Annotated in this window: 7 protein-coding genes; 4 read left to right on the top strand and 3 right to left on the bottom strand. The window is 38.3% G+C overall.

Translation table 11 applies throughout. From position 1 onward, the window contains the following. Window positions 1-127: 127 nt before the first annotated feature. Entirely contained in the window at window positions 128-1,471 is a 1,344-nt protein-coding gene (gene gdhA, locus P7V56_RS01545; protein WP_171221430.1) for an NADP-specific glutamate dehydrogenase, read from the bottom strand. 265 nt (window positions 1,472-1,736) lie between these two features. On the opposite strand from gdhA, the gene P7V56_RS01540 reads away from it, so the two are divergent. After that, window positions 1,737-2,519, top strand: coding sequence for a THC0290_0291 family protein (locus P7V56_RS01540; protein ID WP_171221431.1), 783 nt, complete (start codon window positions 1,737-1,739; stop codon window positions 2,517-2,519). Window positions 2,520-2,521: 2 nt separating this feature from the next. Here P7V56_RS01540 and hflX read toward each other — a convergent pair whose 3' ends face one another. Further along, the gene (hflX, locus tag P7V56_RS01535) at window positions 2,522-3,742 is read right to left on the bottom strand and encodes a GTPase HflX (RefSeq protein WP_171221432.1); all 1,221 of its coding nucleotides are present in this window, start codon (window positions 3,740-3,742) and stop codon (window positions 2,522-2,524) included. Between the two features lie 190 nt (window positions 3,743-3,932). On the opposite strand from hflX, the gene P7V56_RS01530 reads away from it, so the two are divergent. From P7V56_RS01530 to P7V56_RS01520, 3 genes are read left to right on the top strand one after another with little or no spacing between them, the layout of a single operon-like run. Beyond that, a complete protein-coding gene (locus P7V56_RS01530) occupies window positions 3,933-10,514 on the top strand; it encodes a choice-of-anchor J domain-containing protein (RefSeq protein WP_171221433.1) in 6,582 nt (2,193 codons plus the stop codon). Window positions 10,515-10,552: 38 nt separating this feature from the next. Then, the gene (locus P7V56_RS01525) at window positions 10,553-11,473 is read left to right on the top strand and encodes a PorP/SprF family type IX secretion system membrane protein (protein ID WP_171221434.1); all 921 of its coding nucleotides are present in this window, start codon (window positions 10,553-10,555) and stop codon (window positions 11,471-11,473) included. 20 nt (window positions 11,474-11,493) lie between these two features. After that, complete coding sequence (locus tag P7V56_RS01520) at window positions 11,494-13,362, top strand: OmpA family protein (RefSeq protein ID WP_171221435.1); 1,869 nt, start codon at window positions 11,494-11,496, stop codon at window positions 13,360-13,362. A gap of 78 nt (window positions 13,363-13,440) precedes the next feature. Here the strand turns inward: P7V56_RS01520 and P7V56_RS01515 are convergent, their stop codons facing one another. Then, a complete protein-coding gene (locus P7V56_RS01515) occupies window positions 13,441-13,911 on the bottom strand; it encodes a DUF6252 domain-containing protein (RefSeq protein ID WP_171221436.1) in 471 nt (156 codons plus the stop codon). Window positions 13,912-13,990 lie beyond the last annotated feature (79 nt).

Raw genomic sequence — 13,990 nt, 5'->3', positions numbered from 1 at the left:
CGCAAAAACTATCGTTTTGGTATTTAGCCAAAAAAAATGCCCTCATTAAGAGAGCATTTTTAAGTTTTTATTCCGCTGTCGCGCCATGAGGTTCGGCAGCGGTTTTTGGTGGTTGGTTGTATTAAAATTATACTATTCCTTGGGCTAACATAGCATCGGCTACTTTTACGAAACCGGCTACATTGGCTCCTTTTACGTAATCGGTATAACCGTTTGCATCAGTTCCGTATTTCACACAAGCAGCGTGAATGTTGGCCATAATGTCTTTTAATCGTTGATCAACTTCTTCAGAAGTCCAGCTCAAACGCAATGAGTTTTGTGACATTTCAAGACCTGAAGTTGCTACACCTCCGGCGTTAGAAGCTTTCCCGGGAGCAAAAAGAATTTTGGCATTTAAGAACACTTCAATGGCTTCAGGAGTAGAAGGCATATTGGCACCTTCAGCTACACAGATACAACCGTTAGCGACTAATGTTTTTGCTTCTTCACCGTTTAATTCGTTTTGGGTTGCACAAGGTAAAGCGATATCACATTTTACTTCCCACGGACGTTTTCCGGCTACGAATTTAGCGTTTGGATATTTGGCTACGTAATCAGAGATTCTGCCGTAGTTTACGTTTTTGATTTCCATGATGTAGGCCAATTTATCGGCATCAATTCCATCCGCATCAAAAATATAACCTGATGAATCAGAAGCAGTAACTACTTTTCCGCCTAATTGGGTTGCTTTTTGGATAGCGTATTGGGCAACGTTTCCGGAACCCGAAACCACTACTGTTTTTCCGGTGAAACTATCGCCTTTGGTAGCCAACATGTTTTGAGCGAAATAAACATCGCCATAACCCGTAGCTTCAGGACGGATTAATGAACCGCCAAAAGAAATTCCTTTACCGGTTAAAACGCCGGTGAATTCGTTTCTTAATCTTTTGTATTGGCCAAACATATAACCTACTTCTCTTCCGCCAACGCCAATATCACCAGCAGGAACGTCGGTGTCAGCACCGATGTGTTTAGAAAGTTCAGTCATAAAGGCTTGACAGAATTTCATGATTTCGATATCTGATTTTCCTTTCGGATCAAAATCGGAACCACCTTTTCCACCGCCCATTGGTAAAGTAGTCAAACTATTTTTGAAGGTTTGCTCAAAAGCCAGGAATTTTAGGATGCTTAAATTTACGGAAGGATGGAAACGGATTCCGCCTTTGTAAGGACCGATAGCGGAGTTCATTTGGATACGGTAACCACGATTCACTTGAGTGTTTCCGGCATCATCGATCCAAGTCACACGGAACATGATTACTCTTTCAGGCTCCACCATTCTCTCCAAAAGCATTTTGTTTTGGTATTTTTTATTTTGTTCAATAAAAGGAATTACCGTTTCTGCAACTTCCTTTACTGCTTGCATAAATTCAGGCTCATTGGCATTTCTTTTAGCAACCAATTCGATAAATTCGTTAATACTTTGTGACATAAAATATACTGTTTAATTTTTTTAAGAAAACGTTTTCGTAAATTCCGACAAATATACATTTTATTAAAAATATGGCGGAAAGTTTTTTAAAATTCTCAGAACTTTTGCGGTTATGTTAAGAAAATTTAAAGATAGTTGTTATAAATGTTGTCTTTTAAAACTTTTGTTGCTTTTTTTCGTATATAAATGAACAATTTTTTATTTTATTTTATAACTGAATGATGTTTTTATATATTTGTCGAGAATTGAACTTATTAGTATGCAAATGCCCAAAAAATTTATCATAACCACACTGATGTTATTTGCATTTTCAAATAGCATTTTCGCTCAATTTGGTTTTTCACATGAAATAGGAGCTATTGTAGGTCCTGTGGCTTTCCAGTCTGATTATGGAGAGCGACATGATTTCTCTACTAATGCCGGTAATACAGGATATGGAATCGGTATTATTCATTACCTGAACTTTTCATATAGAGCGGAATGTAATTGTTACACTCCCGAAACCTATTTCAATGATCACTTCAAATTGAGAAGTGAATTGTCTTACAATAAAACCGAATTGCAACATTTTGGAAGATGGGTTGATGACAGTAAAACTTCTTTAATAGCCAATCAGTTAAGAGGCATGCGCGGAAGTACTTCAGTTACAAATGTTGGAATGCAATTGGAATATTTTCCTTTAAGTATCAGAGATTTTAGTTCCACAATTGGAGCATGGGCGCCATTTATAAGTTTGGGTGGTCAGTTTAGTTTTTATGATCCCGAGGCTTATTCAACATTAGGAGATTTAAATACTCCAATTTCTACCCCTATAAAATATATGGGCGCTACCACCAACCAGGGTGGAACTGTTTGGTCAATTGTGGGAAGTGTCGGAACACGTTACAAATTAACAGAGCTTTCCGATTTGATGGTAGATTTACGTTGGCAATATTATTTTTCCAATTGGGTTGACGGGTTAAATCCTGACCCGGCTGTTTATTTAGAAAATAGGGCTAATGATTGGAATGTTTGGTTGAATGTAGGTTATATCTATTATTTACAATAGACCTAATCTTCAATTACATCTTTATAGTCTGGATACAAGAATTTATTGTAAGGAAATCTCGTGATGTGAATTTCTCTCACTGCTTCGTATACTTTTTCTCTGAACTCTTCAAAATTTTCTTTGTTAGTGGCAGAAATAAACAATGCATTTTTTTCTCCGACATTACCCATCCATGTCGATTTCCATTCTTCTAAAGTGTAATGTTTGGTAGTTTTTTCTGTAATCAAATCATCCGCCTCGATTTGTAAATGTTGGTAAGCGTCAATTTTGTTGAACACCATAATTGTTGGCTTATTATTGCTTTTGATGTCTTGTAAAATTTGGTTCACCGATTGAATATGTTCTTCAAAATCGGGATGTGAGATATCTACGACGTGTAATAAAAGGTCGGCTTCGCGAACTTCATCTAGAGTACTTTTGAATGATTCAATCAATTGGGTTGGTAATTTTCTAATAAAACCAACCGTGTCTGAAAGTAAAAAGGGTAAGTTTTTGATGACTACTTTACGAACGGTAGTGTCAAGGGTGGCAAATAATTTATTTTCTACAAAAACTTCACTTTTGCTGATTACGTTCATCAAGGTTGATTTTCCGACATTGGTGTAACCGACTAATGCAACACGAACCATAGCGCCACGATTGCTTCTTTGGACAGACATTTGTTTGTCAATTGTTCTGATTTTTTCTTTTAACAAAGCAATTCTGTCGCGAACAATTCGGCGGTCGGTTTCAATTTCAGTTTCACCGGGTCCACGTAGTCCGATACCTCCTTTTTGTCGTTCTAAGTGTGTCCACATTCCGGAGAGGCGCGGCAGTAAGTATTGGCATTGCGCGAGCTCAACTTGAGTTCTTGCATAAGAAGTCTCTGCTCTTTGGGCGAAAATGTCCAAGATTAAATTGGTTCGGTCAAGAATTTTACAATCTAAAATTTTGGAAATATTTTTTTGTTGAGAAGGCGATAATTCATCGTCAAAAATAACGGTTGATATGTTGTTCTCTTTGATGAATAAATGAATCTCCTCTATTTTACCGGTTCCCAAAAATGTCTTAGGATTTGGTTTTTCCAATTTTTGTGAAAATCTTTTAATTACTTCTCCTCCAGCAGTATAAGTTAAAAATTCTAGTTCGTCTAAGTATTCGTTTAACTTTTCTTCGCTTTGATTTTGTGTAATGATTCCAACAATTATGGTTCGCTCAAAATTGATTACTTCTTTTTCTAACATTGTGTCTTATTGAATTACAAAAATAGTGATTAGAAATTTAAGAAGGAATACAATTTGTTTACCAAATAGTAACATAACCTTCAATTATTTTGTCAAAAAAAATATAAATGTTATTTTTTTCATAATTTTTACTAAATTTGGAACTCAAAATCCAAAAAAAACTCAATTAAACAACTAAAATTTTCATTTCATGAAAAAAATTACTTTACTATTGGTGACATTATTTTTTTCTATGGTTGGTTATTCTCAATTAACGCCAGCTGTTGAAGGATTTGAGTCAACCACAGGACCTACTCCGTTACCATCGACTACATGGGCTTTAACAACGGGGAACTGGGCAGTATTTGATAACGGGGTTGGGCTTAACCAACGTTGGGGAATTAACTCCACGGCGGTTACACCACCAACGCCACCACTCGTTTATCAAGGGACAAATTCTGCTTATGTCAATAGAGAAAATATTGGCCAAGGAAACACTTCAGAAGATTATTTGTCAACACCATTGGTTAACATTCCTACCAATGGACAACTTCGTTTCTACACTCGTACTTTTACAACGGGTAATCAAGGGACTTTGTATCAAATAAAGGTAGCTCCATCAACGGCTTCGCAAACCGATCCTGCCGCCTATACTTTGGTACAACAATGGACAGAAGTTGATTTAACGACTACCTACAACATTTATGAAGAAAAATTAGTTGATTTGTCAGCTTATGCGGGTCAACAAGTTTATGTTTCGTTTGTGAAGGTTTATACACAACCCTTGACTGTTTTAGACGGGGATCGTTGGTTAATTGACAATGTTAGTATACTTGAAAGATGCTTAGACCCTATTAACCTTGCGGCTAACGGAATTACGCAAACTTCAGCTAACTTAAGTTGGGGTAATCCAAGCGGAGCGACTTCATGGGAAATTGAAGTTTTGCCTTTAGCTGGTGCTTTTACAGGATCTGGTGTAGTGTATAATGGGCTTTTACCATTTAATGCAACTGCAACTGCAACCGGAACACCTTTTACTCCTTCGACAGATTACAAATATTATGTAAGAGCTCTATGTGCTAACGGTGCGAATAGTGTTTGGGTAGGGCCGTTTAATTTTTCTACCACCTCTCCCGGGTTTAGTTGTGGAGCTCCCATTGTTATCGGATCAGTTCCTTACAGTACAACGGATAACACCGGTAACTATGGTGATACTACAGATGTTGCACAACCTGCGGCATGTGCGGGTACAGCAACCAATTATATGACAGGAAACGATGTGTTTTATTCCTATACTCCAACCACTAGTGGTGCAATTAGTGTGACTATGACGCCTACAGCAAACTGGTCAGGGATATTTGTATATCAGGGATGTCCTAATGTTGGAGTTACTTGTATTGCCGGTGTTGCTAACACTGGTGGTGCACCCAGAGTTATTCCTAGTATAGCGGTTACCGCGGGTCAAGAATATATTATTGTGATTTCGACAAATGCTGCGCCTCAAACTATAGGGTATACTTTGGTAATTCAAACAGTTAATTGTGCTGAACCAACCACATTATCAGTTAGTGGATTGACACAAACATCAGCTAACTTGTCTTGGGCAAATCCTGGAGGAGCTACTTCTTGGGAAGTAGCAGTTCAACCTGCAGGGTCACCTATTCCTTCAGGTCCAGGCGTACAAACAAATACTAATACTGCTTATCCGGTAACTAGTTTGACCGTTAATACTGCTTATCAGTATTATGTAAGAGCAGATTGTAATAATGGAACTTTCAGTGCATGGGCAGGACCTTTCTTATTCAATACTTTGTGTGATGCTTTCCCGGTTCCATTCCAAGAAGGGTTTAATACAGGGTCAACAACTGAAAACTGTTGGACAGTATTAAATTCGAATGGTGATACCGACTTGTGGAACATGAATTACGCAACAACTCCATTTGAAGGGAATCAATGTGCCGCTATTACAACTGACTTTAATGCAGGAGCAAATAACGATTGGTTGATTTCTCCACAAATTATTTTAAATGGTAACCAAAGATTGAAATTCCATTACAGAGTTCAATCTGCTGGTGAGCCAAATGATTTTAGAGTAATGTTGTCTCAAAACGGGACAAGTCCAACCGACTTTACAACAACTTTAATTCCTTTAGCATCTTACAACAATACTACTTACGTTCAAAGAATTCAAACTTTGGCAGGTATCACCGGTCCGGTAAATATTGCTTGGCACATTCCTGCAGGAGGTTTAGACGGGTGGAGATTGTTTATTGATAATGTAATTATTGAAGATATTCCAACTTGTCCAGAACCTACTTTGTTGGTTTCAAGTGGGGTATTGTCAACATCTGCTACTGTATCTTGGACTAATGGAGGTTCTGAAACAGCTTGGCAAGTTTTAGCTCTGCCTTGTGGTTCTCCTGCGCCTACAGCAAGTTCAACAGGATTTATTGATGTTACTTCAGGTCCGCCTTACACTTTGACTGGTTTATCACCAACAACGTGTTATGATGTATATGTAAGAGCGGTATGTTCTCCAACAGATATTAGCCCATGGACCGGACCTGCTTCATTCACTACTCAAGTAGCACCACCGGTTTGTGGAGGTACATTTACTGATCCGGGTGGACCGAATGGAGATTATGCAGGAAGTACAGATTCAACGGTTACTATATGTCCAGTGAATCCGGGCGATGTTGTTACCGTTACTTTTAACTCTTTTGAAACAGAGGCCAATTGGGATGCTTTATATGTTTTCGATGGGAATTCAATCACAGCGCCTCAAATTGCTAGTACTAATGGTGCAGGTAATGTGCCCGGAGGATTAGCAGGAGGATACTGGGGAACAGCTATACCTGGTCCGTTTACATCATCAAGTGCGGACGGATGTTTAACTTTCAGATTTAGAAGTGATACCTCAGTTCAAGATCCAGGATGGGTTGCTAATGTAACTTGTGGTCCTCCTCCAACTTGTAGAAGACCAACCGCAGTTACAACTTCAACAGTTACTTCGAATTCAGTTATATTGAACTGGACACAGCCTACAAACCCTGACAACAGTGTAGCTTCAGCATGGCAAGTTTTGGCTTTACCATGTGGTTCTCCTGCACCGGCAGCAGATGCAACAGGTTTTGTTGATGTGACCGCTGGTCCTCCTTACACCTTAACAGGATTGAATTCTTCAACTTGTTATGATATTTACATAAGAGCAGTTTGTAGTCCTACTGATAGTAGTATTTGGTCTGGTCCATCAACGATAACAACACAAGTAGCGCCTCCGGTTTGTGGCGGTCCATATGTTGACGCTGGTGGTCCTGCAAATTACCCAGGGAATTCAGATTCAACGGTTACTGTTTGTCCGGTAAATTCAGGAGATGTTGTAACTGTGACCTTTACCTCATTCAATACAGAGACCAATTGGGATGCTTTATACGTTTTTGACGGAAATTCAATTACTTCTCCTCAAATTGCCAGTACTAATGGAGCAGGAAACGTTCCTGGAGGTTTAGCAGGAGGATATTGGGGAAATACCATACCAGGTCCGTTCACCTCATCAAGTCCTGACGGGTGTTTGACCTTCAGATTTAGAAGTGATGGTGCTGTCAGCCTTGCCGGTTGGGTTGCTAGTGTAACTTGTGATCCGGCTCCGGAATGTCAAAGACCTAATACATTGACAGCAACAAATATTACTACAACTTCTGCTTATTTAGGATGGTCAGAGCCAAATCCGGCTATTGTACAGTGGGAAGTTATTATTTTACCATTAGGTTCTCCAGTACCATTACCTACTGCCACCGGAACAATTGTTTCAACTAATCCGGCATTGTTTACCGGTTTAGATTCAGGTACACAATACACTTTTTACGTAAGAGGAATTTGTCCGACATCAGGTACAAGTTTGTGGTCGACAGGATTTAATTTTAATACTTTGATTGAAAATGACAATTGTGATGGGGCCATATTTGCTCCGGTAAATTCTGATGCAGTTTGTCAATTAGTTACACCGGGAACTATTACAGGGGCCACGGCTTCGGTTGCACCTGGAATTGTAGCGCCATGTGTTGGAACACCTGATGATGATGTTTGGTTCGAATTTATTGCGACAAATGCTTATCTAAATGTTTCATTGCAAAATGTTGTAGGTTCAACAACCAACTTAAATTTTGCAGTATACTCAGGACAATGTGGAACTTTGACACAAGTATTTTGTAGTACAAATTTAGCGGGCGTATTGAATAACTTAACAGTAGGAGCTACTTATTACATTAGAGTATTCTCTAATTCAGCTACACCACAATCAGCTAATTTTAATTTATGTATCTCTACACCTTCAACATGTGCTACTAGCTCATCAATATGTAGTGAGGATGGTTTAAATTATGGAAATACCACAGGGGTAACAAGTTTGGGACAGATAGGATGTTTATTTACTTCTCCTAACCCAACGTTCTTTACTATTCAAGTGGTTACTTCAGGACCTATAAATTATTTATTGACGCAATCAACAACTCCTGGCGGAACACCTAATTTAGATGTTGATTACGCAGCATGGGGTCCTTTTGCTACTCAAGCTCAAGTTTGTGCGGCAATTGCAGGCGGACAAGCACCTTTAACAGGATTAACAACAGGTTGTAGTTATTCTGCAGCGCCAACAGAAAACTTTAATATACCTAATGCAGTGGCCGGACAGTTTTATGTAATTTTAATTACAAACTTCTCTAACCAACCAGGTTATATTACTTTAACACAAACTAATTTCGGCACTACTTCAGGAGCAACTCTTTGTTGTCCGGAAGCTGATTTTGCGTACTCATCATCTACTTATTGTATCGATCCAAGTATTGCTAATCCGATTCCAACTCTTCCACAAGGTTCAGTAGCCGGGGTATTCTCATTGTTGCCAAATACTCCAACAGGATTGGTATTTGCAAACACTGCAACTGGAGAGATTGATTTACAAAACAGTTTGCCAGGAAATTATGTAATAGTTAACACTTTGGCCGGAGACGTAACTTGTCCGGAAATACAATATACATTCACTTTAAGTCTTGTGCTTCCTGTGTCAGCAACCATTAGTTATAATGAAGCATTCTATTGTGAAACAGACACAATGGTTCACAATGTAAATCAATCCGGTACAACAGGTGGTACCTATTCAGCTTTACCAAACGGAGGTTTGTATATAGATGTTAATACTGGAGCTATCACGCCAAGTTTGAGTTCTCCGGGTATTTATACTGTTTCTTACACTTTGCCTGGTTCAGGTGTTTGTGTTGGGGCCAATCCATCTACTCAAGTAGAGATTGCTCCAATACCAAGTCTTACTCAGCCAGCAGATGTTCAAGCATGTAATAGCTATGCATTGCCGGCTCTATCTGTTGGAAATTATTTTGATGCGCCAGGAGGAACAGGAAATCAACTTAGTGCTGGTCATCAGGTAACGGCTACACAGACCATTTATATTTATGCGGTTAGTACTTTTGGTTGTATCAATGAAGTTTCATTTATAGTAAACATAATTACTACACCAACACCGACCGTAAATGTTACACAAACAACATGTGCTGTTCAAACAGGAACAATTGAAGTGACAAATCCAATAGGAACTAATTATGAGTACAGTATTGATGGTACCAATTATCAAACAGGTACTTCATTTACAGGTCTTATTCCTGGAACCTATAGTGTAACAACTCATGATTTAACATCAGGTTGTTATTCTCCGGCACTTCAAGTTGTAATAAACCCTGCTCCGTTTACACCAACAGTGGTAGATTTTTCATATAATCCAGCTGTAATTTGTCAAAATGCGGCGGCGACTATGTCACCTATTTTACCGACCGGATTTACAACTCCTGGTAGTTTTACCTCTCAACCTGCCGGATTAAATATTAATTCCAGTACAGGGGTAATTACCCTTGGAGTTGGCGGTTCTGCTTCAGTACCGGGTACTTACACGGTTACATACGAAGTATTGCCAAACAACGATATTTGTTTAGCAGGTGGAAGTTTTGACTTTGAAGTAGTTATTAATCCAATAATTACACCGGTAACTACTATAGGGTATGATGCTTTATATTGTTCAGACGGAGAAGATCCGCTACCTAATACAGACATACCAGGATTTACCACTGGTGGGACATTTACAGGAACTAATGGATTGTTGATTAACTCTTCAACAGGTTTAATTGATTTGTCTTCTCCAGCAGGCACTTACACTGTTACGTATACAGTTGACGATGATGCGGATACATGTAGAGTTGAAGGATCAAGTACAGCTCAAGTAGTGATTTCATCCCCAATTCAAATTGTTGCCTCCGGAGATTGTGAAGGAGTTCAATTTGTACTAACGGTATCTCCGGTAGATGGAGGGACTTTTGATTCAGGGGTTACATACAGCTGGGAAGATAGTTCTGGTAATGTTGTAGGAAGTACACAAAGTATTGTGGTTACTGCCTTAGGCACGTACACTGTAACTGTAACTTCTAACGACGGATGTCTTAACTCAGTTTCATTACCGGTTGACGCCATTACTTGTGTGATTCAACAAGGTATTTCTGCTAACGATGATGGCTTTAATGACTATTTTGACCTTAGAGGTTTCAATGTTAAAAAATTGTCTATTTTTAACAGATATGGAATGAAAGTATATTCTAAAGGAAATTATACTGATCAATGGAAAGGTCAATCTGATGATGGAGATGAACTTCCTGACGGAACTTATTATTTCGTAATTGAAAGAGATAATGGTGAGAACAGAACAGGTTGGATTTACATCAACAGAGAACAATAGGACATTATAAATTTGCATTCAAAATAAAACAAAACAAAATGAAGAAACTATATTTCATTGCAGTATTAGCTTTAGCAGTTACAGAGTTAAGAGCACAGCAAGATCCTCATTACACGCAATACATGTACAATATGAGTGTTATGAATCCGGCCTATGCAGGGTCAAAAGAGGCTGTTTCGGGAGGTTTACTATATCGTAAGCAATGGATTGAAATAGAAGACGCACCAACAACCGGAACGTTTTTTATTCATAGTCCGGTAGGAAGAAACGTAGGATTAGGACTTTCTGTTATTTCAGATAAAATTGGTCCGGTAGAAGAAAATAACTTTTACGCCGATTTCTCCTATACATTGAACTTAGGTGGTGAAAAAAGATTGGCTTTTGGTTTAAAAGCCGGTCTTACCATGCACAAAATCGATTTTAACTATATTTTCGAGACTTTACCACAACCTGTTTCGCAAGATCCGTTTAGTGCATCAAATCCTAACAATACCTTCTTAAATGTTGGTTCTGGGGTTTTCTATTACACCGATAAATACTATGTTGCTTTTTCGGTGCCGAATATGTTAAAAACTAAATATTTAGATTTTGACGGAAGACAATACGGAACCGAAGTAATGCACTATTTCTTAACAGGAGGTTATGTATTTGATATTAATCCGAATTTGAAATTCAAACCTTTCGCGATGATTAAATCATCGTTGAATGCGCCAACATCTTTTGATGTATCGACCAATTTTATGCTTTATGATAAGTTAGAATTAGGAGCAACCTATAGAGTAGAAGACTCTTTCGGGGCGATGGTTAACTTTGCAATTACACCTAGCTTAAGAGTTGGGTACGCTTACGACCACATCGTTTCAGATTTAAATACAGTAACGCCTTCTTCACATGAGGTAATGTTGTTGTTCGATTTGAACTTCCCGAAAAAAGTATCACGTTCACCAAGATATTTCTAACCTATAAAGAAACCTAAAAAATGAAAAATCTATATATAGCCTTAAGTTTTGTAGCCTTTAGTTTTACCCTTTCGGCGCAAAATAAAGATACCAAAGCAGCCGATAAATTGTTCGCTCGTTATGAATATGTTGACGCTGCCAAAGCTTATCTGAAACTTGTTGAGAACGATAAAGGGGATGCTTATGTGTATAAGCAATTGGCCGATACTTATTACAACATGTTTAACTCTACTGAAGCCGTTAAATGGTATGCCAAAGCTACTGAAACCAATCAGGACGCTGAGACTTACTATCGTTACGCTCAGATGTTAAAAGCTAATGGTAAATATGAAGAAGCCAACAAGCAAATGCAAAAGTTTGCCGCTGCTGTGCCTAACGATCAACGTGCCAAAGCTTTCAAAGAAAACCCTAATTACGTTCCTAGATTATTAGACAAAACTAAATTGTATAATGTAAACGCATCTGACATTAGTAGTGATAAATCTGATTTTGGGGCCGTACTTTATGACAACAGTTTGTATTTTGCCAGTGCTCGTAACGGTGCCCGCAAAACTTACGGTTGGACAGAAGAGCCTTTCTTAGATATTTACAAAGCTGATTATAACACTGATGGGACGATTACCAATGCAGGTGTTGTAGCTTCTTTAAATTCTAAATGGCATGATGGTCCTGTGACTATCAGTGCTGATGGAAATACGGCTTATTTTGCCAGCGAAAGCTACAAAGAGAAAGACTACGAAAAGGACAAAAAGAACAATGCCCGTTTCAGTCAGGTATATTTGTTTAAAGCTACTAAAAGTGGCGACACTTGGGGAGAGCTAACTGCTTTACCTTTCAATGACAAAACTTATTCAAGCAGCAATCCTTCTCTAAGTAGAGACGGTAAAACTTTATACTTCTCTTCTAACAGACCGGGAAGTTTAGGCGGTGTTGATATTTGGAAAGTAGCTATAAATGCGGATGGTACTTATGGCGAGCCTCAAAACTTAGGCAGCAAAATAAATACTGAAGGCAACGAAAGTTTCCCATTCATAGCCGATGATAATAAAACATTGTATTTCGCTTCAAGTGGCAAACAAGGTTTAGGGGGTTATGATGTTTATCAAGCTGATTTATCAAGCGGTGCTGAGGCTACCAACTTAGGAAAACCGGTTAATACAGAAAAAGACGATTTCGCTTTCTCTTTCAACGGGACTAAAAATGTTGGTTTCTTATCCAGTAACCGTGGCGGAAATGATGATATCTTAGTGGTAAGCCCAATTTGTGGGGTTGATGTAACTATTGTGGTTACTGATGCCAAAACAGGCGCTATTTTGGCTAATGCCAACGTATCAATCTTAGATGATAAGAAGAACGTAATCGCTACAGAAATGTCTAACGCCAGAGGCGAAGTAAAATACAGAGTAGAGTGTGACAAACCATACGTTGTGCAAGCTTCAAAAGACGGTTATGAAGGCAATACTTTTGCTGTTACACCAAGCAAAGGACCAACGGCTAAAGTTGATGCAGCCTTACAACCAATTGACGTAATTGTAACGCCTACAGAGATTATCTTAAAACCAATCTTTTTTGAATACGACAAAAGCAACATCACTCAAGAAGGTGCTTTTGAGCTAGACAAATTGGTTCAGGTGATGAAGAACAACGACAAGTTGGTTATCTTGGCTAAATCACACACTGATAACAGAGGTACTGACCGTTACAACCAAAGATTATCTGAAAGAAGAGCTAAATCAACCGAGCAATACATCATTTCTAAAGGCATTGATGCCAGCAGAATTTCTGCTAAAGGAATGGGTGAGTTAGAGCCTAAAGTGGATTGTGGTAAAGACTGTACTGAAGAGCAACACGCTCAAAACAGACGTTCAGAATTCTTGATTGTGAAGTAATTATTTACTCCTAAAATATAAAAACCCCGAACAGCAATGTTCGGGGTTTTTGTTTTATGCTTTTGCAGGATAAAATACTTATTCTATATTTTCAGCTCTAAAGCTTCCTTCTGTTACGGTAATTGTGCCACCGTTTCCGTCATCGCCTGTAAAAGAAAAAGTACCTCTAATAACGTTTGCATTCACTTCTGTAATAATCATTGTTCCTGTTTCGTTATCAGTGTATATGTCTTGGTTAAAATCACTGAAACTTCCTGCATAGGAATCAACATTAGAGGGTTCGTCAGTAATTGTGTGCGTACCTGTAGGAACATTTAAAGGCGTAAATAAGGTTACAACTTGACCTGTTTCAGAATCGTTTCCTGTGATTGATTTGGCCAAAGAATTGATAACCATAGGATCAGCAAATTCTACCCAAGTTCCGTTTACTTTACATTTTAAGTAAAAGTTTGTAGATGAACTGCTGTCGCTATCAGAACTACAGTTAAATGAAATAGCACCGGCAATTGTCAATACAATCAGCATAGCTGCTTTTTTGAATGTTTTCATAATTTAATTTTTGTTTTTAATAAATTGATTCCAAAAGTATTGGAAATAATCTGAGCCTGAAGAGGAATGTAGATTTATT

The organism is Flavobacterium sp. IMCC34852 (assembly GCF_030643905.1).
Lineage (GTDB): Bacteria > Bacteroidota > Bacteroidia > Flavobacteriales > Flavobacteriaceae > Flavobacterium > Flavobacterium rivulicola.
This window is presented reverse-complemented; position numbering and strand designations above follow the sequence as displayed.

Bases quoted from the DNA above. Each gene is read 5' to 3' on its own strand.
- P7V56_RS01515 (WP_171221436.1), bottom strand. From the start codon at position 13,911: ATGAAAACATTCAAAAAAGCAGCTATGCTGATTGTATTGACAATTGCC.
- gdhA (WP_171221430.1), bottom strand. From the start codon at position 1,471: ATGTCACAAAGTATTAACGAATTTATCGAATTGGTTGCTAAAAGAAAT.
- P7V56_RS01525 (WP_171221434.1), top strand. From the start codon at position 10,553: ATGAAGAAACTATATTTCATTGCAGTATTAGCTTTAGCAGTTACAGAG.
- P7V56_RS01540 (WP_171221431.1), top strand. From the start codon at position 1,737: ATGCCCAAAAAATTTATCATAACCACACTGATGTTATTTGCATTTTCA.
- P7V56_RS01520 (WP_171221435.1), top strand. From the start codon at position 11,494: ATGAAAAATCTATATATAGCCTTAAGTTTTGTAGCCTTTAGTTTTACC.
- hflX (WP_171221432.1), bottom strand. From the start codon at position 3,742: ATGTTAGAAAAAGAAGTAATCAATTTTGAGCGAACCATAATTGTTGGA.
- P7V56_RS01530 (WP_171221433.1), top strand. From the start codon at position 3,933: ATGAAAAAAATTACTTTACTATTGGTGACATTATTTTTTTCTATGGTT.